23 protein-coding genes are annotated in these 18,524 nt (G+C 60.6%); 11 read left to right on the top strand and 12 right to left on the bottom strand.

What is annotated here, in order from left to right; genetic code table 11:
• Positions 1–45: 45 nt before the first annotated feature.
• Positions 46–921 carry a LysR family transcriptional regulator gene (locus HX814_RS02745; protein ID WP_003214475.1) on the bottom strand — a complete coding sequence of 292 codons (876 nt, stop codon included), beginning with the start codon at positions 919–921 and terminating at the stop codon, positions 46–48.
• 104 nt (positions 922–1,025) lie between these two features.
• On the opposite strand from HX814_RS02745, the gene HX814_RS02740 reads away from it, so the two are divergent.
• The gene (locus tag HX814_RS02740) at positions 1,026–2,417 is read left to right on the top strand and encodes an aldehyde dehydrogenase family protein (protein WP_177009665.1); all 1,392 of its coding nucleotides are present in this window, start codon (positions 1,026–1,028) and stop codon (positions 2,415–2,417) included.
• A gap of 34 nt (positions 2,418–2,451) precedes the next feature.
• On the opposite strand, the gene HX814_RS02735 is transcribed toward HX814_RS02740, so the two are convergent.
• The gene (locus HX814_RS02735) at positions 2,452–3,090 is read right to left on the bottom strand and encodes a TetR family transcriptional regulator (RefSeq protein ID WP_087694346.1); all 639 of its coding nucleotides are present in this window, start codon (positions 3,088–3,090) and stop codon (positions 2,452–2,454) included.
• A gap of 129 nt (positions 3,091–3,219) precedes the next feature.
• Here HX814_RS02735 and HX814_RS02730 point away from each other — a divergent pair, with 129 nt between their 5' ends.
• From HX814_RS02730 to HX814_RS02720, 3 genes are read left to right on the top strand one after another with little or no spacing between them, the layout of a single operon-like run.
• Positions 3,220–3,876, top strand: a complete 657-nt coding sequence (locus HX814_RS02730) for an O-methyltransferase (RefSeq protein ID WP_003214482.1) — start codon at positions 3,220–3,222, stop codon at positions 3,874–3,876.
• Positions 3,877–3,898: 22 nt separating this feature from the next.
• The gene (locus tag HX814_RS02725) at positions 3,899–5,104 is read left to right on the top strand and encodes an arabinose transporter (protein ID WP_177009664.1); all 1,206 of its coding nucleotides are present in this window, start codon (positions 3,899–3,901) and stop codon (positions 5,102–5,104) included.
• Between the two features lie 22 nt (positions 5,105–5,126).
• Positions 5,127–6,338, top strand: a complete 1,212-nt coding sequence (locus tag HX814_RS02720; RefSeq protein WP_177009663.1) for a YeeE/YedE family protein — start codon at positions 5,127–5,129, stop codon at positions 6,336–6,338.
• Positions 6,339–6,453: 115 nt separating this feature from the next.
• Here the strand turns inward: HX814_RS02720 and HX814_RS02715 are convergent, their stop codons facing one another.
• The 5 genes from HX814_RS02715 to HX814_RS02695 all read right to left on the bottom strand — a co-directional run bounded on the left by HX814_RS02715 (position 6,454) and on the right by HX814_RS02695 (position 9,520).
• Positions 6,454–6,834 (bottom strand): cytochrome c, encoded by a 381-nt coding sequence (locus HX814_RS02715; protein ID WP_177009662.1) that lies wholly within the window; start codon positions 6,832–6,834, stop codon positions 6,454–6,456.
• Positions 6,835–6,867: 33 nt separating this feature from the next.
• Complete coding sequence (locus HX814_RS02710) at positions 6,868–7,767, bottom strand: alpha/beta fold hydrolase (RefSeq protein WP_177009668.1); 900 nt, start codon at positions 7,765–7,767, stop codon at positions 6,868–6,870.
• A gap of 147 nt (positions 7,768–7,914) precedes the next feature.
• A complete protein-coding gene (locus tag HX814_RS02705) occupies positions 7,915–8,355 on the bottom strand; it encodes a TspO/MBR family protein (RefSeq protein ID WP_102605786.1) in 441 nt (146 codons plus the stop codon).
• 124 nt (positions 8,356–8,479) lie between these two features.
• Positions 8,480–8,872 carry a hypothetical protein gene (locus tag HX814_RS02700; RefSeq protein ID WP_177009661.1) on the bottom strand — a complete coding sequence of 131 codons (393 nt, stop codon included), beginning with the start codon at positions 8,870–8,872 and terminating at the stop codon, positions 8,480–8,482.
• A gap of 48 nt (positions 8,873–8,920) precedes the next feature.
• A complete protein-coding gene (locus tag HX814_RS02695) occupies positions 8,921–9,520 on the bottom strand; it encodes a hypothetical protein (protein WP_177009660.1) in 600 nt (199 codons plus the stop codon).
• Positions 9,521–9,635: 115 nt separating this feature from the next.
• Here HX814_RS02695 and HX814_RS31410 point away from each other — a divergent pair, with 115 nt between their 5' ends.
• From HX814_RS31410 to HX814_RS02685, 4 genes are all read left to right on the top strand, one after another.
• The gene (locus tag HX814_RS31410; protein WP_256344134.1) at positions 9,636–9,764 is read left to right on the top strand and encodes a hypothetical protein; all 129 of its coding nucleotides are present in this window, start codon (positions 9,636–9,638) and stop codon (positions 9,762–9,764) included.
• A gap of 320 nt (positions 9,765–10,084) precedes the next feature.
• Complete coding sequence (locus HX814_RS02690; RefSeq protein ID WP_102605766.1) at positions 10,085–10,417, top strand: DUF6124 family protein; 333 nt, start codon at positions 10,085–10,087, stop codon at positions 10,415–10,417.
• Positions 10,418–10,588: 171 nt separating this feature from the next.
• The gene (locus tag HX814_RS31405; RefSeq protein WP_102605767.1) at positions 10,589–10,825 is read left to right on the top strand and encodes a hypothetical protein; all 237 of its coding nucleotides are present in this window, start codon (positions 10,589–10,591) and stop codon (positions 10,823–10,825) included.
• A gap of 81 nt (positions 10,826–10,906) precedes the next feature.
• The gene (locus tag HX814_RS02685) at positions 10,907–11,344 is read left to right on the top strand and encodes a hypothetical protein (protein ID WP_146013727.1); all 438 of its coding nucleotides are present in this window, start codon (positions 10,907–10,909) and stop codon (positions 11,342–11,344) included.
• 370 nt (positions 11,345–11,714) lie between these two features.
• On the opposite strand, the gene HX814_RS02680 is transcribed toward HX814_RS02685, so the two are convergent.
• The 3 genes from HX814_RS02680 to HX814_RS02670 form a co-directional block, all read right to left on the bottom strand.
• Entirely contained in the window at positions 11,715–11,948 is a 234-nt protein-coding gene (locus HX814_RS02680; RefSeq protein WP_008438825.1) for a hypothetical protein, read from the bottom strand.
• A gap of 281 nt (positions 11,949–12,229) precedes the next feature.
• Positions 12,230–12,988, bottom strand: a complete 759-nt coding sequence (locus tag HX814_RS02675; protein ID WP_087694690.1) for an SDR family oxidoreductase — start codon at positions 12,986–12,988, stop codon at positions 12,230–12,232.
• A gap of 33 nt (positions 12,989–13,021) precedes the next feature.
• On the bottom strand, positions 13,022–14,455 hold the full coding sequence (locus HX814_RS02670; protein ID WP_087694691.1) for an MFS transporter: 1,434 nt from the start codon (positions 14,453–14,455) through the stop codon (positions 13,022–13,024).
• Positions 14,456–14,663: 208 nt separating this feature from the next.
• Here HX814_RS02670 and HX814_RS02665 point away from each other — a divergent pair, with 208 nt between their 5' ends.
• Positions 14,664–15,518 (top strand): LysR family transcriptional regulator, encoded by an 855-nt coding sequence (locus HX814_RS02665; RefSeq protein WP_087694692.1) that lies wholly within the window; start codon positions 14,664–14,666, stop codon positions 15,516–15,518.
• Positions 15,519–15,532: 14 nt separating this feature from the next.
• Here the strand turns inward: HX814_RS02665 and HX814_RS02660 are convergent, their stop codons facing one another.
• Positions 15,533–16,030, bottom strand: a complete 498-nt coding sequence (locus HX814_RS02660; RefSeq protein ID WP_087694693.1) for a hypothetical protein — start codon at positions 16,028–16,030, stop codon at positions 15,533–15,535.
• Between the two features lie 132 nt (positions 16,031–16,162).
• Here HX814_RS02660 and HX814_RS02655 point away from each other — a divergent pair, with 132 nt between their 5' ends.
• Positions 16,163–17,071, top strand: coding sequence for an AraC family transcriptional regulator (locus HX814_RS02655; RefSeq protein WP_177009659.1), 909 nt, complete (start codon positions 16,163–16,165; stop codon positions 17,069–17,071).
• A 193-nt stretch (positions 17,072–17,264) separates the two neighbouring features.
• A complete protein-coding gene (locus HX814_RS02650) occupies positions 17,265–17,744 on the top strand; it encodes a hypothetical protein (RefSeq protein ID WP_023659022.1) in 480 nt (159 codons plus the stop codon).
• Positions 17,745–17,830: 86 nt separating this feature from the next.
• On the opposite strand, the gene HX814_RS02645 is transcribed toward HX814_RS02650, so the two are convergent.
• On the bottom strand, positions 17,831–18,472 hold the full coding sequence (locus HX814_RS02645) for a hypothetical protein (RefSeq protein ID WP_256344133.1): 642 nt from the start codon (positions 18,470–18,472) through the stop codon (positions 17,831–17,833).
• Positions 18,473–18,524 lie beyond the last annotated feature (52 nt).

Here is an 18,524-nt window from a genome sequence, read left to right as displayed (position 1 = left end):
TGCCGACGCCATCGCAGCCTCGCCGGGGCTCGACAGCTGCTACGGCTACGATGCCAGGGCCAGGCCACGCTCTTCCAGCAACTGCACAAAACTGTTCAGACTCTGCGACACCGTACCCCGGCGCCAGATCAGCCAGGTATTCAGAATCCGGAACGTATCGGTCAGCGGCCACACACTCACCGCCGTAAACCCCGGCATGCTCTCCAGCATGCTCCGCGGCATCAGCGCCAACCCGGCACCGGCACTCACACAGGCGAGCATCCCGTGGTACGACTCCATCTCGAAGATCTTCCCCGGCACCGCGCCATCCTGTGAAAACCAGCGCTCGAAGTGATGCCGGTACGAACAGTTCGAACGAAACGTGTAGATGCTCTCCCCGCTCACATCCCGCCCCCGGGTGATCGGCGCGTGATGCAACGGCGCAATCACCACCATCTCCTCCTCGAACACCGCCACGCCCTCCAGCGTCGCGTGCAGCACCGGCCCATCGACAAACGCCGCCGCCAGCCGCCCCGATAACACACCCTCGATCATCGTGCCGGACGGCCCGGTGGTCAGGTCCAGCTCGACCTTGGCGTGCTTCTGGTTATACGCCGCGAGCAATGCCGGGATGCGCACCGCCGCCGTACTCTCCAGCGAGCCCAACGCAAACGCGCCCTGGGGCTCCTCCCCCGCCACCGTCGCCCGGGCCTCTTGCACCAGGTCGAGAATGCGCCGCGCATACCCGAGAAAATTCCACCCGGCCGGCGATAACCGCAATCGGCTCTTCTCGCGAATAAACAAGTCCACGCCCAGGTCCTGCTCCAATTGCTTGATCCGCGTGGTCAGGTTCGACGGCACCCGATGGATCAGCTGCGCGGCGGCGCTGATGCTGCCTTGCTCGGCAACGGCTTTGAAAATTTCCAGCTGGACCAGATCCAAGTCATTCTCCAAACGTGAACGTATTGCTTAATATTATTCAGTTTCCGAAAAAGATACAGCCCCGTACGCTGGCCTCCATCCCATTCACTGCGCAGGACGGTGCCATGAACTCCATTTCCTCCCAGACCCACGCGTTGTCGATCAACCCCGCCAACGGTGAAACGGTCGCCAGCTACCCGTACGAAACCGAGGCGCAGCTGGATGCCGCCCTGACCCGCTCGATCAACGCCTTCCGCAACGGGCGCAATACCCCCGTCGCCCAGCGCGCCGAACTACTGCTGGCCCTGGCCAGCACCCTGCGCGACCAGGCCGAAGAAATGGCCCAGATGATCACCCTGGAAATGGGCAAACCCATCGCCCAGGCCCGTGGCGAAATCGAAAAATGCGCGCAACTCGCCGAGTGGTACGCCGCCCACGGCCCGGCCATGCTGGCCCCGGAAGCCACCCTGGTGGACAACGGCACCGCCCAGATCGAATACCGCCCGCTGGGCCCGATCCTCGCTGTAATGCCGTGGAACTTCCCGGTGTGGCAAGTGCTGCGCGGCGCGGTGCCAACCATGCTCAGCGGCAATACCTACGTGCTCAAGCACGCGCCTAACGTGATGGGCAGCGCGTACCTGATGAAACAAGCCTTCCAGCGCGCCGGCTTTGCCGATGGCCTGTTCGAAGTGATCAACGTCACCCAGGACGGCGTGTCCAAAGCCATCGCCGACCCGCGCATCGCCGCCGTGACCCTCACCGGCAGCGTGCGCGCTGGCATGGCCATCGGTTCCCAGGCCGGGGCCGCGCTGAAAAAATGCGTACTGGAACTGGGCGGTTCCGACCCGTTCATTGTGCTCAACGACGCCAACCTCGACGAAGCCGTGCAAGCCGCCCTGATCGGCCGTTTCCAGAACTCCGGCCAGGTGTGCGCCGCCGCCAAGCGCCTGATCATCGAAGAAGGCGTAGTGGAAGCCTTCACCGCCAAATTCCTCGAAGCCAGCCGCAACCTGGTGATGGGCGACCCGACCGCTACCGAGACCTACATCGGGCCGATGGCCCGGTTCGACCTGCGGGACGAACTCGACGGCCAGGTCCAGGCCACCCTGGCCGAAGGCGCCACCCTGCTGCTGGGCGGCAGCAAAGTCGAAGGCGCGGGCAACTACTACGCCCCCACCGTGCTGGCCAACGTCACCGACCAGATGACCTCGTTCAAACAGGAACTGTTCGGGCCGGTCGCCTCCATCATCACCGCCCGCGATGCGGACCACGCCGTGGCCCTGGCCAACGACAGTGAGTTCGGCCTGACCGCCAGTGTGTTCACCACCGACCCGCAGAAGGCACGCAGCATCGCCAACCAACTGGAAACCGGCGGGATCTTTATCAACGCCTACAGCGTGTCCGATCCCCGGGTCTCGTTTGGTGGTGTGAAAAAGAGCGGCTTCGGGCGGGAGTTGTCGCACTTCGGTGTGCGGGAATTCTGCAACGCGCAGACCGTGTGGCTGAACCGCCGCTAAGGCAAGCGCTGCAAACGATGGCCCGCCCTGCGGGTCATCGTGCTGTCTGGTTCAGCACCGTCACGTACGCACCGAACATATCCGCCATGGCGTCCGCATAGGCGGTGATTTGCGCCTCGGTGCGCGGGCTTCCCGAGAATTCCTTCGCCACCGAACTGAAGGTGGTGGCGATCAAATCGCAGGCCAGGGCGCGGGTGGCTTCAGGCACCTGCGGCAGCAGTTCCAGCATGAACGCCTGGAAAATCTGTTGCCCTTCTGCGCGAACCTCATGGGCTTCGGGCGCATCACGGTACAGCGGCGCGGCGTCGCTCAGGGCGACGCGCATCTGCGCCTCCTCACATTCCGAACGAATAAACGCATGCACCAACGCCCGCAACCGCTCAAGGGCCGGCTGGCTTACGTCCTGCAGAATGCGGCTGAGCATCTGCGAGGTTTGCTGCCACTCATCCGTCTGCAGCCGAAACAGGATGGCCGCCTTGTTGGGAAAGTACTGGTACACCGACCCCACGCTGACACCGGCCTTTTCCGCGACACGGGCGGTGGTGAAACGGCTGGCGCCTTCCTTGGCCAAAACCTGAATAGCCGCTTCGAGAATGGCCGTCACCAACCCGGTGGATCGCGCCTGTTTGGGCTCTTTGCGTGAGGAAATCTGCGAGGTCTGGCGATCGGTCATGGGGCGTTCCTGCTGCCATTGGAATGCGAATAGCGAATGTGACGAATTGTTCGCATACTTTAAATGCGACGAATCATTCGCATACTAGCCCGGCGCCTCACGGCGCTCAACCTGCAGCAGGACATCCCCATGAATACGCTTACCTCGGCCCCGATGGCGGCCCTGATTGAACGGCTGTACACACAGGCCGATGCCGCCACCAGCCCCATCATCAACACAGTGACCCACGAAGAACGCGACCGCCTGATGCGCAGCAAGACCGACTACCTGGCACTCTACGGCATGCTGAAAGACCTGTGGTTGCCCGTCTCCCGCGACACCGGCACCCTGCTGTACATGCTCGCACGCAGCAGCAAAGCGCAGGCCATCGTCGAGTTCGGTACTTCGTTCGGCCTGTCCACCCTGCACCTGGCGGCCGCCCTGCGGGACAACGGCGGCGGCACGCTGATCAGCAGCGAGTTCGAGCCCTCGAAGATCGCTCTCGCCCGGCAACACCTGGAGCAAGGCGGCGTGAGCGACCTCGTGGAGATCCGCCAAGGCGATGCTCTGGTTACCCTGGCCACCGGCCTGCCCGACAGCGTCGACCTGCTGCTGCTCGACGGCGCCAAGGCGCTGTATGGCGACGTGTTGAACCTGGTGGAAAGCCGCCTCAAGCCCGGCGCGCTGATCATCGCCGACAACACCGACTACTGCCCCGACTACCTGGCCCGGGTGCGTTCGCCAGCAAACGGCTACCTGTCGGTGCCGATCGGTGACGACGTCGAGCTTTCCGTTCGCCTGGGCTGATGCCCGCCAGAGGATTCAACTCATGTCTGGATTGGTAAGCCCAGTGGTACTGAAATTACTGCCCATCACCCTGGCGGTGTTTGTCGGGTTCCTGATCATCGGCATGCAACTGCCGGTGCTGCCGCTGCACCTGCACAACACCTTGGGCATGGACACGCTGGTGGTGGGCGTGGTGATCGGTGCGCAGTTTGCCGGGGCATTGTTGTCGCGGTCCTGGGCCGGCAATTTTGCCGATATGCGCGGCCCCAAGCGCGCCATGCTCGTGGGCATGCTGGTGGCGGCCAGCTCCGGCTTGATCTACCTCGCGTCCCTGGCGTTTGTGGCGTCGCCGGTGGTCTCGGTGTGGGTGTTGCTCGCCGGGCGCGTAGCGTTGGCGCTGGGGGAAAGCCTGATCGTGACCGGCTCGATGGGCTGGGGTGTCGGGTTGGTGGGGCCGCAAAATACCGGCAAGGTCATGGCCTGGATCGGCATCGCAATCTACGCCGCGTTTGCCCTGGGCGCGCCCCTCGGGGTGGCGGTGAATAGCCAGTGGGGTTTCAGCGGGATCGCCGTCGGGACCATGGTGATTCCGCTGCTGGCACTGGCCATCGTCGCCGGAGCGCAAGGCGTTGCGCCCACCAGCCAGCGGCGCACCTCGTTTTTCAAGGTGCTGCGCTCGGTGTGGGTACCGGGGTTGGGCCTGGCCTTTGCAAGCGTCGGGTTTGGCGTGATTACCGCGTTTATCGCGCTGCTGTTTGCCACCAAGGCCTGGAGCAATGCGTCATTGGCGTTTACCGCCTTTGGCCTGGCGTTCATCGGCGCGCGGATTTTCTTTGGGCACCTGCCCGACAAGATCGGCGGTGCCAAGGTCGCGCTGGTGTGCGTGATAATCGAAGCCGCCGGGCAGCTGTTGATCTGGGGCGCGGACAGTGCGTTGACTGCCTACCTGGGCGCGGCGCTGACCGGTTTCGGCTACTCCCTGGCGTTTCCCGGCTTTGGGGTGGAGGCGATAAAGCGCGCGCCGCCCCAATCCCGCAGCCTGGCGATGGGTGCGTATGTGGCGTTCCTGGATATTTCGCTGGGGGTCAGCACCCCGCTGATCGGCGCCTTGGCCGGCGTGGCCGGAGTGGCATCGGTGTACCTGGCGGGCGCAGTGGCCGTGGCGCTGTCGGTGATCGTGGCGCTGGCGTTGCTTTTCAAGGCGCCAGTGGCGGAGCGCGAGGTTTATACTTCGCCACCTCGCCCTTAACCCACATCACCCGAGATTCCCGATGAGCCTTTCCCTGTCCACAACCCCAGCGCGCAAGCCGGTCGCGCCATTGCTGGCGTTTGCCATCCTGCTGTTCGGCGCCGTCTTCCTGCAAAACAGCGTCGGCTCGCGCCAGGTGCTGTTGCTGGTGGTCGGCGCCGCACTGGGCCTGACGCTGTACCACGCTGCCTTCGGCTTTACCTCGGCCTGGCGAGTGTTCATCACCGACCGGCGTGGCGCGGGCTTGCGTGCGCAGATGGTGATGCTGGCGATTGCCGTGGTGCTGTTCTTCCCCGCGCTGGGGGCCGGCACCCTGTTCGGCCAGCCCGTGGTCGGGCTGGTGGCACCGGCCGGGGTTTCGGTGGTGTTCGGGGCATTCATTTTCGGCATCGGCATGCAGCTGGGCGGCGGTTGTGCGTCCGGCACCCTGTTCACCGTGGGCGGTGGTAACGCGCGCATGCTGGTGACGCTGTTCTTCTTTATCTGTGGTTCGTTGATCGCGACTCACCACGTCGACTGGTGGTTCTCGCTGCCTTCGTTCCCGGCGGTTTCCATCGTCAAAAGCTTCGGCGTGGTGCCGGCCTTGCTGCTGAGCCTGGCCGTATTTGGCATCATCGCAGCAGTCACCGTGCGCCTGGAAAAAGGTCGTCACGGGCAACTCGAAGCCGGCGTCACCAGCGAACACCAGGGCCTGCGCCGCTTCCTGCGCGGGCCATGGCCATTGGTGTGGGGCGCGATTGGCCTGGCCCTGCTCAACTACGCCACCCTGGCACTGGCCGGGCGGCCATGGGGTATCACTTCGGCGTTCGCCCTGTGGGGCGCCAAGGTTGCCGGCGGGTTGGGCGTGGACGTAGGCAGCTGGGCGTTCTGGCAAATGCCGGGTAATGCCAAGGCCCTGGCGGCGCCGGTGTGGGAAGACGTCACCAGTGTGATGGACGTCGGCATCATCCTCGGTGCGCTGTTGGCTGCGGGATTGGCCGGGCGTTTCGCTCCAAGCCTGAAGATTCCGGCACGCTCGCTGTTTGCGGCGGTGATCGGCGGCCTGCTGCTGGGTTACGGCTCGCGCCTGGCGTATGGCTGCAATATCGGCGCGTACTTCAGCGGGATTGCCTCGGGCAGCCTGCATGGCTGGGTGTGGTTAGTGGCGGCGTTTATCGGCAACAGCGTGGGCGTGCGGTTGCGGCCGTTCTTCTTTGCAGGTGAGCGTCCGCAGGTAGCGTTGAGCGGTTGCTGACTGATCGTTCCCACGCTCCGCGTGGGAATGCCGCCGGGGACGCTCTGCGTCCCGCTGTTGGTGACGCGGAGCGTCACGGTATGCATTCCCACGCAGAGCGTGGGAACGAGCAGCATCATCGGCTTTTTGAAATCACTCCGCTCATGTACTCGTTCAAATCGCGAAAGTCCTGAACTTTCCAGGTGAACGGTGACAACTTCACACCGTTCTCCCGCAACGTTCTGGGAATCAGGTCGCCATTTGGACGAAGAATGACGGACGACACGATAACGCCCGGATAATCACTCAAGCGTTTTTTGAAAGTAGCCGTTGTCAGGTCAGGCGTAGGCGGATTGCTTTTATTCGCCAAGGGTCCCGTGCCTTTGATATCCGCGCCGTGGCACATGGCGCAGCGCTGCAGATAAATGTTTTTCCCGTTAGCGTTGTCCGCAAAGGACAGTGATGTTTGAACCAGCGATAAAATCCCCAGCGACGCGATGAATGTTTTTGCTCTCATCTTTCCATGTGGCCTTGTTGTAAAAATCCAATATCAACCAACCGAGCGTAAACGACCCGTGATCCAATCGCGGCTGTAAGCCAGCACGCGGCCCGACATCGCCGTCGGAAAATGAATAAACCCATGAGCTGCCTGCGGTAACAAAAACACCTCGGACCCCGCCCATCGCTCGGCCATCTGTAGCGTGTCGTCCAGCAACGGGTCCAGATCCCCCACAAACATCAGCGCCGGCGGCAGCCCGGCAAGGTCGCCATACAACGGTGACAACGGCGGCTGCCGACGCTGCTCGTCACTCAGGCCCGGCGTCAGCAAACGCAGCGCCTCCACCATGCCCGGCCCGTCCAGCAACAGCGTTTCCCGCCCCGCCGTGCGCACGCTCGGTGTACCGGTCAAATCGTAGACGCCGTAATACAGCACCGCCCCGCTCACCCGCGCCAGCAATTCGGGCGATTGCTTCAGCGCCAGCAGCGTGGCCGCCGCCAGATGCCCACCGGCAGACTCGCCGACAACGATCACCGGCAGGCCGGCGAACTCCTCACAGTCCGCCAGCAACCAGCGCGCCGTGGCCAGGCAGTCTTCCAGAATCCCTTCGACCGGTGTATTCACCGCCAGCCGGTAATCCACCGACACCACCGCCACCTCGCACGCATTCACCATGGCCACGTTGAGGTCGTCATTCATCTGCGCATTGCCGATCACCCAGCCGCCGCCATGGATATCCAGCACCACGCCTTTGGCCTTGCCCTTCGGCCGGATGATGCGCACCGGCACCGAGCCCACCCGCCGGCTTTCAGCCTGCAGGCCATGCTTGAGCAACTTGTTGCCGGCCACCATCTGGCTGGAGCGCAACAGCGCCTGGATCACCCGGGGCGTCACGCGGTTGCGGATGCGAAAACGCGGCATCCAGGCGAGCTTCTGGTTAAAGCGCTGCATTTGCGCCAGTTCATGTTCTTCAGCAGGCCACAGCGTGTGAGTTCCCAATTCGATATTCCCCCTATCTCTAAAAGAGATGTTCACCTTGGCCAGTGTGCGTGGGCATCATGGCAATGATGTTTCCGCCCTCTGCCCACGCCGCCAGGCTCAGCGGTTATTGCGCAGGATGGAAAAATTCAACGCAGACGCAACGCTTAGCCACACCAGGTACGGGAACAGGATCAGCCCGGTGATCAAATCCAGCCGCACCGTCAGCAGCACCATGGCGGCCACCACCAGCCACAGCAGCGTGATGATCACCATCCCGGCGAAAATCCGGTGGGCACCGAAGAACACGGGCGTCCACAGGGTGTTGAGTGCGATCTGTGCAGCCCATAGAGCCAGCACTATTTCACTGCCGGGAATCAGGGTCAGCCGGTAGCCAGCCCAAGCCAGCAGCAGGTAGATGATGGTCCAGGCGACCGGGAACAGCCAGTTGGGAGGGGTGAAGCTGGGTTTGACCAGGGTGGCGTACCAGTCGCCCGGTTTGAAGATAATGCCGGTGCTCGCAGCAGCACCGCAGGCCAGAAGAAAAATAAACAACGTCACCATGATCGGTCCTTAGCTGAGAGCAGCTGCCTGGAGATGAAAGCCTTGACGGCGGTTTCAGGGTTGGACGCCCCGCGCAGCAAAAAGTGTATTTTTCTTTGCTCCGTGCCCCGCCACAGATGCCCTAGCTGAACGCGATGTAAACAGGCTGCTGCTCCAGCGCCGACTGCTCACAAGCACGGACCAGATCCCGTACACAATAAAGTCGCCAGCCCTTGCCCGCGCCCCACTTGGCAGCCACATCATCAAACGACGCCGCTTCATCCCGCGCGGCCCGCTCCCAATCATCGTGCCCGATATCGGCGATCAAGCGTGTTTGGTAGCCCTTCAAAAAGGGAAGCAAGCCCTGCGCATGATCAACCTCCAGCAGCACAACGTCAGCCGAGTCCAGTTGCTGCCTGGCCGCCTCGACCCAGTCCCGCGCCTGCAACGGCAGCGCGTCCAGCACCGCCTCAAAGGCCGATCCCGACTTGTCGCTGCCCTGAAACGAACCACACCCAATCTCGCCACCCGCCATGTCGCTCTCCTTGATAGTGATTCATACGCGCTGGGTTACTGCCGGCGACTACTTTTCCGGACAGGGATTGAACACTTCCGTCGCCGCCACCGCAGACACATACGGAATTTTCGTACCTGGAATGATCCCGACGGAGTAGGCATTTTTGCCGGTGTCACGCACATAGGTCTTGTCGGTGGTCAGATCGCCCGGCTGGTTCTCACCGAGCAGGTAATCCAGAAACTGGATTTTCACCGGCGTATTGAACTGCCCTTCGGCCGTCAGCGGAATGATCTGAGCAGCCCCCGCCCGAGTGAACGCGAAAAACGCCGCGGCGGCTTCACGGCTGCGGAAGGTTTTCACGCACAGCACATCGCGGGTACGCAGCGTGATAAAGCGCTGATAACGACCACTGGAATAGGTGCTCAGAATCAAGCCATCGTCCACCAGAACGCCCAGCCCCTGAGTGGCACGGCACTGGCCATCGCCGCCATTCTCCGAGCCGTAGGGCAAGTAGCACCAGTTGGTCTGGCTCAGGGCCCGCACCGAACCGGGGGCAATCTGCAGGTCGTGCTCGATTTGCTGCCGGGCTTCGGGTGTTTGATACGGAATGCTGCAGCCGCTGAGGATCAGGGCCAGTAACACGTACAACAGGCGATAAGAGCGCATAGGTTTTCCATAACGGGCACGGCAGGTCGTTGCGCGCGTTGCCAGGGGGGTCATTCCTTTGAAAGCTGCGCAGGTTCTGTCACATTCTACGACAAGTACCTCTCGGCGAAGCTTTATGGAAATACAGATTTCGGAAACGTCCGACTGGCAATTGTTCGCGGCCATCGCCGAAACGCTGGGGCACGGTTTGAACGGTGAGTGGACCGTAAAGGCCGATGGGCTGGTGGTTGCATTTGCGGGATAAAGGAGACTTTGCGTAGGCCGTAGCACCTTGCTCCATTGCCTACGCTTGCGTCAGAATCCGCCGGCTTGTGCACCTGGGTGGCCATCTCTAAGGTTGCTCGGTCGCTGAAAACTCAGTGATCGGGTTTAGTAGCCCTGCTTTGAATACTTACGTGCATGAACCTCATCTTCCAGACGTCCTGTCTGTGCTTGATGGTGGCTGTGCGTAGGGCGCCCTCGGGCGCGCCGGCTTTAAGTATTCACCGGTCTACTAACCTGCGCACAGCTGCCACCCTATCGTTTAGTAGCGACGAGGTGGCGGCCTGACTCAGGAATACTTATATGTTCAAGATAACGCCGAATCCGCCAAACAAGCCGGATCAAAAACTCCACCAGGCTGCCCAGCGCGCCATTGATCACTACCTCAATCCCGGCACCGATGCCGAGACAGTCCCAGAGACAACCGCCCTCTTCAGCGTCACCTCCGGCGTCAGCAGCGAAATCCTGATCGCCAACAGCTACGAAACCGTTTCCTCCGTCAGCGCCCTGCTGCTCGACCTGTCCGACGAACTGACCGGCAAAGACCGCGACGTGGCATTGGCCATACACCAACTGAGCGAATTGAGCGTACTGCTGATCGGCAAACTGATGGACCGCGAAACACCACGGGCGTAGAACCCAACGCGGCCCTGCGGGACTAGCCCTTCAACTCACCCAACCGATTACTCGCCGCGTCGTCGTATGTCATATACAGCGACTCGGCGGGAGGTGTGCGGTGCATTCAGCCATTGCTGAACCCTGCCTGGTTCGTTGTAATGGGCCAAGTCGAAACCCAACAGGTGATTCATGGAAGCTGATCCGCTATGCCTAGTATTTGTACCAGCCCTCGTAGCCGTTCTCACCGCTGCTGAGAACAGTAAGGGCTCACCTCTTACTGAGGCTGAGGTCTGCGATATTCGGGACCGGGCGGTTTGTATCACCCTGCCATTCAGCGTGGCGCTCGATATGGAAAGGGAACGCGGCTATCCGGATATAGTTGCGGAGAACTGCTGGAGTGAATGGCAAAGCCGTAAATGTCATTGATCGATGTGGTCAGTACCACTTCACGTCTTTTCTAAAAGACTGTATGTGATGGTTGCCTAACTCAATTTTAGCGAGCGTGTTATGCCTGAATTAAAATGTTTCTTTCTTGATCATGACGTTGATATTGATCCAGATCCTCAGGCATATGCTGAGTTCTTCTTGAACTATCAATCTTCAAGGTGGCAGAAAGGGTCCGGTGATGGAGTGTTTAGCTATATTAGTGACGAAGGTGACAAGTCCGAGCTATCAGTGATAGAGAATAAAGAGTTAGGTATTTCAGTTAGATACAACATCCGAATATCCGGAGAACGAACAGGCGCTGAGTTTTATTCAGTGGGTACACTGAATAAAATTAATGTCGTTAAGAATTTTGGTGATGATCAGTTCGTACCTGAAGGCTCATTTTTAAAGCCCGATGTAGCATGGTTAGCGGTGGAAGATTTTTTAAAGAATCCGAGAGTTAAATCAGCTCGGATAACATGGTTGAATTCTGATGATATTTCCTGGCCCGACAGTTAATGAAATGACTTGATGTGCCTGGACAACCCGGCACCACGCTGAACAGAAAGGGGCCTTATTTTTTCGATTAAAAAACCAGACCTCTTTTCCTTCTTGATCACGACCTGAATCCCGCTACCGATACCGTCCCAGAGACGACCGCCCTTTTCAGCGCACTCTCCGGCGTCAGCAGCGAAATTCTGATTGCCAACAAACACGAAACCGTTTGCTCAGTCGGTGCCCTGCTGCTCAAGCTGTCCGACGAACTGACCGGACAGACCGCGATGCGGCACTGACCATCCGCCAACTGAACGAATTGAGCGAATTGCTGATCGCACACTGATGGACCGCGAAACACCTCGAAGCTAAAGCCGAACGCGGTCCAGCGGGACTAGCCCTTCAACTCACTCAACCGATTACTCGCCGCGTCGTCGTATGCCACATACAGCGACTCGGCGATTTGGCTTTTGATAGCCTTGGCGCTTTCCAGACCCAATACAAAACCTTCAGCCTTCCCGCCTGCGCGGTTGAGGTCTTCTTTGGTGTCAGCACCGGTGATGGCGTCGAGGAGCTTGATGGCGTGAGGGCCTACGCCTTTTGGGAGGCTGATTTGGTCGATGCTCATTGGGATGCCTCGGATGAGGTGCGGGATGGGGTGATGCGGGGTGAAGAGGTCATGGGCGATACCTTGAGATTGAGGTCGGTAGCGCGTGGAACCACTGCCGGGGGGGCCATGGTAGACCGGTATGGGAATTAAAGGGCTGGTTTCGGCCAATAGCGGACGTTTAGATTAGAGAAACAAATGTTTCTCCTTTTCTCACCGGATTCCGGGAAACTCCGCCGAGCCGGATCGGAGTATCACCTGCTCTTCGGGGGCATAGCAGCGCCCCCTCGGCGCTGCCCTTATCAAATCTGTGAGAGACCGCCGTCGACCATCAACTCGACGCCGTTTACGTAGCGGGCTTCGTGAGAGGCCAGAAACAAGGCCGAGCTGGCGATCTCATCGGGGTTGGCCATGTAGCCCAGGGGCACGATTGCAGACACATGTTCAGTAAGCGACTGGATTTGCGTTTCGTCCATCTTCAGGCCGTTGTCCATTAGCGGTGTGCGGGTGAAGCCGGGGCTCAGCACGTTACTGCGGATCTTGCGGCTTTTGAGTTCGTTGGCCCAGGTTCTGGCAAACGAGCGCACGGCCGCTTTGGAGGCGTTGTACAGGCTCAAGCCTTCCATGCCATTGCTGGAGCAGATGGATGCCGTCAGCACGATGGCAGCACCGTCTTTGAGCAGCGGCAGCAAGGTCTGTACGGTGAAGAAAACGCCCTTCACGTTGATATCGAACAGCCTGTAATAGCTGGCTTCGCTGGTCTCACCGACAGGGTTCTTTTCGCAGATGCCAGCATTGGCGAACACCATGTCGAGCTTGCCATCGCCCTGCTCTACCAGTTCTCTAAGAGCATCCAAGTCGGCCTGCCGTCTGACGTCGGAGATCACCGCAACCGCCCGTTCGCCCAGCGTGGCCACCGCGCTATGCAGCGAGGTGGCGGAACGCCCGGTGATGTAAACGCGTTTGGCGCCTTCGGCCAGTAGCGCCTGGGCGATGGCAAAGCCGATACCCGTTGAACCGCCGGTGACCACAGCGACCTGATTGAAAAATCTGCCAGACATAGTGGAGCTCCTTACTAAAGAATTTGGGGTGATCTAGAGGGACTTGGAACGAGGTACTGAGGCGTAGAGCGCGAGCAGCGCGGACAGGCTCAGGCTCAGGGCGATGCCCATCAACGCGGCAATAAAGCCATGGGCTACCGTGGCTGGGCTGTAGGCCGGCGCGGCGACGGCATAGAACAGGCCGCCGAGCACCGCCACACCGAGGGCGGCACTGGTTTGCAACGCCGAGTTGGCCAGACCGGAAACCATTCCGGAGCCACCGGCCGGGGCGCGATCGAGCATGCTGCGAATCAGGGTCGGCAATGCCCAACCCTGACCAAAGCCTAACAGCCCGACGCCTGTGATCATCAGCGCCAAGGCCGGCCGTTCACCGGCAGCCGCAGCCCCCACCGCTACGCTTAATATCAGGCAGCCCAGCACTTCCAGCAACATGCCCAGGGCCGGTACCCAACGGCCGAAGCAGCGGACCGCGGCGGGGGTGGTCAGCGGGCCAATCAGGGAGCCAACGCCAAAGGGTACGAACATCAGGCCGGTGACTACCGGTGTAGCGCCAAGGGCGTCCTGCAGGTATACCGAAAAGGTCAGAAAGAATGCTGACACCACATAGAAAAACAGCGCGCTGACCAGCCCCGCCAGCAAGCGCGGCGAACTTGCCAGTTGAGGACTGAGCAGCGGTGTACCACCGCGCCGCTGCAGGGCTACTTCATGACACCATAACCCCACGGCCACCACCGGCGCGCTCAGCAGCATCAGGCATAGCCACCATGGCCAGCCCAGCTCGCGGCCTTGCACCAGCGGCACCACCAGCAGCCCCAGCGTCAGGGCGCAGAGCAGCACGCCGAGGCGATCCACTGACACCGGCGTGGCGCTGCGGGTGTCGGGCAAAAAGGGAATGCCGACCAGGAAAACGGTGGCCACGATAGGCAGGTTGATCAGAAAAATAATTCGCCACTGCAGCCCGAAAACATCGGCCGCAATCAGCACGCCGCCCAGCACCTGAGCGATCACGGCGGCAAAGCCCAGCGCCGCGCCATAGACTGCCAACGCCCGCGAGCGCTCATGCTCGGGAAACAAGACATGGATGGACGCCAACCCCTGCGGCGCCATGGCTGCGGCGCTCAGCCCTTGCAATACCCGGCCAACAATCAGCAATGATGGCGAGGTCGCTAGCCCACAGACCAGCGAAGCCATGCCAAAGCCGGTCATGCCCGCAAGAAACACCCGGCGCCGGCCCAACAGATCTCCGAGGCGCCCACCGGTAATCAGAAAAACCGCATAGGTGGCCGCGTAGGCCGAGATCACCCACTCGATCTGAGCCGGCGTCGCCCCCAGTCCCTGGCGAATGGACGGCAGGGCCACATTGACGATAAAGAAATCCAGCGGCGGCAAGAACGCTCCGGCCAGCAGCACGGCAAAGGCCAACCAGCGCCGGGATACCGTGGCTGTGGCTGGGGTGGATAGATTCATGGCAAAGCCTCCAGAAAACGGCACGTGGCCGGCAGGTTCTAAAACGTCCCTGGCCTGGCCAGCGCACCGCTACGTACACTATTGAACGGCGTGAGGTAGGTCTGGCGACTCTGCCAGGCTAAACGTGGCCGCAGTTTGAAAGCTGGGAGGCGCTGGCGGGACTGCCATCGCTGTACATTGCGCGTTCATTTTTGTAAGGGGTGGTTGAGTGGATTGGGACGACTTACGGTTTTTCCTTGCGATAGCCCGTGCCGGCTCTCTGGGCGCTGCGGCCAAGCAACTGGGCGTCAGCCACCCCACCGTGGGCAGGCGTTTGCAGGCGCTGGAACAGGCCAGCGGCCAGGCGTTTTTCCGGCGCACCAGCGAAGGCCTGGTGCCGACCGCGATCGGCGAGGGCATCCTCTGCCTTGCAGAGGAAATGGAAAGCAGCGCCTTGGCAATCGCCCGGCGCATCGATGGTAGTGATGAACAGCCCGAAGGCATCTTGCGCATTTCTTCAGCCGACTGGTTTGCCGGCTACGTGCTAGCACCGGTGCTGAACGAACTGGTGCGCCGCAACCCTGCCGTGGTACCAGAAGTGATAGCCGGGCAGCGGCTATCGGACCTCACCCGCCGCGAAGCAGACATTGCCTTTCGCATTGTGCCGTTTGATCAGCCGGACATCGTGCAGCGCCGGCTGATGACCATGCCCTACGGCCTGTACATCAGCGCCGCCGTGCCCTTCGAGCCCGGTGCGGATGGCGCGGGCTGCAGGCTGATCCTGATGAACACCGCGCAGGCGTACTACCCAGATGTGCTGTGGCTCCAGAGCATGCTGCCCGCCGCGCGCACGGTGTTCACCAGCAGCAGCCGCACCGTGCAAGCGCAGATGTGCGCGCGGGGCTTGGGGTTAGCCGTACTGCCGCGCTTGCTGGGCGACCAACTGCCAGCCCTGACTCGCATTGAACTCAACGAAGCGCCGCCCTCTCGTGATATCTGGATGGGCTACCATCAGGACATGCGGCGCCTGGACCGCCTGCGTGCACTGGCAGAACTGGCCAGCGACATGCTCGGCAATCACTGAGGCGCCGCCAGCGCCTAGCCCGCCAGAGCGCGCCGCTGCGCACCCTGCCTGCGCAAATACAGCACCTGCGCAGTCACGCCGAGCATCAGGGCCAGTAACAGGCCGATCTGGGCACCGATCAGCAGCGGCGCATGCAAGTCCGTGACAATGGGGTGGCCGTCGGGTACACGGCGCAGCACTTCGGAGACGGTGGGCAGCATGAGGAAGAACGCCGTCACGCTGAGCAAAATGGTTTCCACGTACACCCCGGCGTGGCCCAGCGCGCGGATGCGCCCTACCCCATAGCCGGCCAGCAGCAATACCAGCGTGAGCAGTGCAATGGCGTTACTCACCGGCTGCTTGGCGATAAGAAACACCGAGCCGGCGCCCAGCAGCATAAACACCAGATACGCAAGGCCGGGCCTGGAACGGGGAACGATGCGGCCGTGACGCACGAACATATAAGCGGCCAAGGGAATGGCGGGCAGGCTACCTAGGGTATGTAGCCAACCAAGGGCTGAGATTCCGAACATGGAGCACTTCCTTCAGGTTGGATGATCGGCATAGTTCGTCACCACCGCTATTGGAGCCAAAACGCTTCTGGCCCCTCGTGGCACTGGGCTATACTTGTGGCCCTACGTTAGTCAAAGTGCGGCCAGGCCTACATGACCGATTCACCGGAACACTTGACCATTCTTCCGGAAATGCAGCTGGAGGGTTTCGCCAGCGGCGACCTCCTGTCCCAGGTGCTGGCACAAATGCGCCTGACCGGCGATCGCGTGTACTCCGCCAACCTCGCCCCCGGTGAACACTTGGATTTGGACCGCAACAGTGCCCACGTCTGTCTGTTGCAGAGCGGCCAGTTGCGCATTCAACGCAACGACCAGCCTGCCGCGCAGGTGCAGCCCGGCGACGTGTTCCTGCTGCCCCACACCTTGGAACACCTGCAGCTCGCCGCAAGCGGCGGCCCAACCACGCTTGCTATCTGCCGCTTCTGGTTCGATGCCGGCAGCTTTCGCGCCATGCTCTTTGCCCTACCCTGGCTGATTCATATCCAGCAGGCCGACGCGGCGCCGTGGTCCGAAGGTTTGTTGCATTTCATGCTGCTGGAAGCTCATGACGTGCAGCCCGGTGGCGCGTTGATGGTCTCGCGGCTGATCGACCTTACCGTTATTCGCGTGCTGCGCACCTGGGTACAGCAAGGCGCCGCATCCGGATGGCTGGGCGGTTTGTCCGATTCGCGCATCGCCCGTGTGCTCCGCTCCATTCACGAGCAGCCCAGGCAGCAGTGGCGCATCGACGCGCTGGCGAAGCTGGCGGGGATGTCGCGCTCCAGTTTCTGCGAACGCTTCAACGCCCTAGTGGGGCGTGCGCCCCTGCGCTACCAAAATGAATGGCGACTGACGTTGGCCAGAACCATGCTGGCCACCAAAGCCAGCCGTATTGGCGACGTAGGTTTTGCGGTGGGCTATGAGTCCGAGGCGGCGTTCAGTCGTGCCTACAAAGCATTCTTTGGCCGCTCGCCACGGGACGACCATAACGCGCGCGCCGGGGCAGCCGCAGCGAGTAATTAGTCAGCGGAAACGTGGATCGTTGATAGTGTTCAGCAGGTCAGCGGCGCTCGCTCAGCGTCTGCTCCTGCCCGATAGCTGCTGGGCGTGATAGACCGCTAACGGCCAGAAGCAGTCGGTCGCGATCAGAAAGGTTTGACGACAACGAGTCGCTCTCGCACTCTGTTTATAACCCATTCATTCATCAGGTTCCCGCATGTCATTAGCGACCGTAGTGCTGCTCGACTCCTGGCCACAGCCAAGTACGTCGCCTGAACCAGTGGTGTTCGCCACGGACACGCAACTATGTTTACGGTATTACACCACCGGAGAAGAAATAGCTGTGGTTCATTTTCCGCTAGTAAAGAAAATCCAATTCGGTTCGCCAAACGACGAAGCTTTGGGCGGCCATCCGCTCATTGGACTTGGCCTAAAGCATTACCAAATTCATCGAATAGATAATTCGCCTTGGTTAGCAGAGCTTGAGCAAAGGAACGCCATTCATCCTCGACACGACAAACAGCGGTTCATGAAAGATGCTATCCACTATGTCTTTACGTTTCAGGACTCTACCTTGGAATGCATCGTAATCGAGGGGGCGTTCTGGCATCCCAAAGTGCAAGTCTTTACCTCGGAGCAGGAGGCAAAGGATGGCTGGCGCACACTGGTGAATGACGTGGGTGCATTAACCCAATAGTCAGGAGCGGATGGCTGCGTTGGGTCGGAAGCGGTCGGTCATGAGCGGCCGCTTCTGGCCGATTCTGTTGAAAAAGTCGTACTCGCTTAGCCAAGGTGACCGCCTGCATCAATGAATAGCTTGCGGAGTTTTTTTCGAGCCGCCTCTGAAAGACGCTGTGAATAGCGTTGAAACTCTTCTTCGGCTGTATCGGGCTTGCCGTTCATGGCCAATACAAACGCGTATGCAAGAGGATGTTGTATGTAGTTGTAGAAACCCAGGCCACCCGTCGACAAATGCTGCTTGACCCGCTCGAAAGCACCAGGCAAGTCGGCTATCGAACGAGCCTCGTCCCAAAACGATTCAGCTTTTGGAATGGCAGCCCGGAGGATATTGGGTGCGCTGGTTGCTATGGCATCAGGTCCGTAGCTGCATGAGATATCAAACGCTCGATCGCGCACATCGAAAGTCAGATCAGGTCGTGCTGATTTTGACGTCCTGTGCCATTTGATTTCATTGCCGGAAAGATGGGGAACGAAGTCCAGTGACAGAGCCCATGACGGCGCTAGCGCGCCGCCTTTCCACTGCTCAAGGCGAAAGAGTTGGCGAATGGGAGCATCGACGCTACGAAGCCAGGACAGCGGGCCCTGAACTTCGAATCCTAACGGCTGTAAAAGTGACTCTATGGTTGGCGAAACAATTTCGTGGATTTGATCTATTCGCACTATCTCGAACGTTTTTCCCTGCATCGGCGGCCCCATGCTCAAAAGTAATCCCAGCTCGACAACTTCGGTCGTTGGT

The organism is Pseudomonas sp. C8002 (genome assembly GCF_013385765.1).
In the GTDB taxonomy this organism is placed as follows: domain Bacteria; phylum Pseudomonadota; class Gammaproteobacteria; order Pseudomonadales; family Pseudomonadaceae; genus Aquipseudomonas.
This window is presented reverse-complemented; position numbering and strand designations above follow the sequence as displayed.

Bases quoted from the DNA above. Each gene is read 5' to 3' on its own strand.
- HX814_RS02740 (WP_177009665.1), top strand. From the start codon at position 1,026: ATGAACTCCATTTCCTCCCAGACCCACGCGTTGTCGATCAACCCCGCC.
- HX814_RS02735 (WP_087694346.1), bottom strand. From the start codon at position 3,090: ATGACCGATCGCCAGACCTCGCAGATTTCCTCACGCAAAGAGCCCAAA.
- HX814_RS02730 (WP_003214482.1), top strand. From the start codon at position 3,220: ATGAATACGCTTACCTCGGCCCCGATGGCGGCCCTGATTGAACGGCTG.
- HX814_RS02725 (WP_177009664.1), top strand. From the start codon at position 3,899: ATGTCTGGATTGGTAAGCCCAGTGGTACTGAAATTACTGCCCATCACC.
- HX814_RS02720 (WP_177009663.1), top strand. From the start codon at position 5,127: ATGAGCCTTTCCCTGTCCACAACCCCAGCGCGCAAGCCGGTCGCGCCA.
- HX814_RS02715 (WP_177009662.1), bottom strand. From the start codon at position 6,834: ATGAGAGCAAAAACATTCATCGCGTCGCTGGGGATTTTATCGCTGGTT.
- HX814_RS02710 (WP_177009668.1), bottom strand. From the start codon at position 7,767: ATGCAGCGCTTTAACCAGAAGCTCGCCTGGATGCCGCGTTTTCGCATC.
- HX814_RS02700 (WP_177009661.1), bottom strand. From the start codon at position 8,872: ATGGCGGGTGGCGAGATTGGGTGTGGTTCGTTTCAGGGCAGCGACAAG.
- HX814_RS02695 (WP_177009660.1), bottom strand. From the start codon at position 9,520: ATGCGCTCTTATCGCCTGTTGTACGTGTTACTGGCCCTGATCCTCAGC.
- HX814_RS31410 (WP_256344134.1), top strand. From the start codon at position 9,636: ATGGAAATACAGATTTCGGAAACGTCCGACTGGCAATTGTTCGCGGCC.
- HX814_RS02690 (WP_102605766.1), top strand. From the start codon at position 10,085: ATGTTCAAGATAACGCCGAATCCGCCAAACAAGCCGGATCAAAAACTC.
- HX814_RS31405 (WP_102605767.1), top strand. From the start codon at position 10,589: ATGGAAGCTGATCCGCTATGCCTAGTATTTGTACCAGCCCTCGTAGCC.
- HX814_RS02685 (WP_146013727.1), top strand. From the start codon at position 10,907: ATGCCTGAATTAAAATGTTTCTTTCTTGATCATGACGTTGATATTGAT.
- HX814_RS02680 (WP_008438825.1), bottom strand. From the start codon at position 11,948: ATGAGCATCGACCAAATCAGCCTCCCAAAAGGCGTAGGCCCTCACGCC.
- HX814_RS02675 (WP_087694690.1), bottom strand. From the start codon at position 12,988: ATGTCTGGCAGATTTTTCAATCAGGTCGCTGTGGTCACCGGCGGTTCA.
- HX814_RS02670 (WP_087694691.1), bottom strand. From the start codon at position 14,455: ATGAATCTATCCACCCCAGCCACAGCCACGGTATCCCGGCGCTGGTTG.
- HX814_RS02660 (WP_087694693.1), bottom strand. From the start codon at position 16,030: ATGTTCGGAATCTCAGCCCTTGGTTGGCTACATACCCTAGGTAGCCTG.
- HX814_RS02655 (WP_177009659.1), top strand. From the start codon at position 16,163: ATGACCGATTCACCGGAACACTTGACCATTCTTCCGGAAATGCAGCTG.
- HX814_RS02650 (WP_023659022.1), top strand. From the start codon at position 17,265: ATGTCATTAGCGACCGTAGTGCTGCTCGACTCCTGGCCACAGCCAAGT.
- HX814_RS02645 (WP_256344133.1), bottom strand. From the start codon at position 18,472: ATGCAGGGAAAAACGTTCGAGATAGTGCGAATAGATCAAATCCACGAA.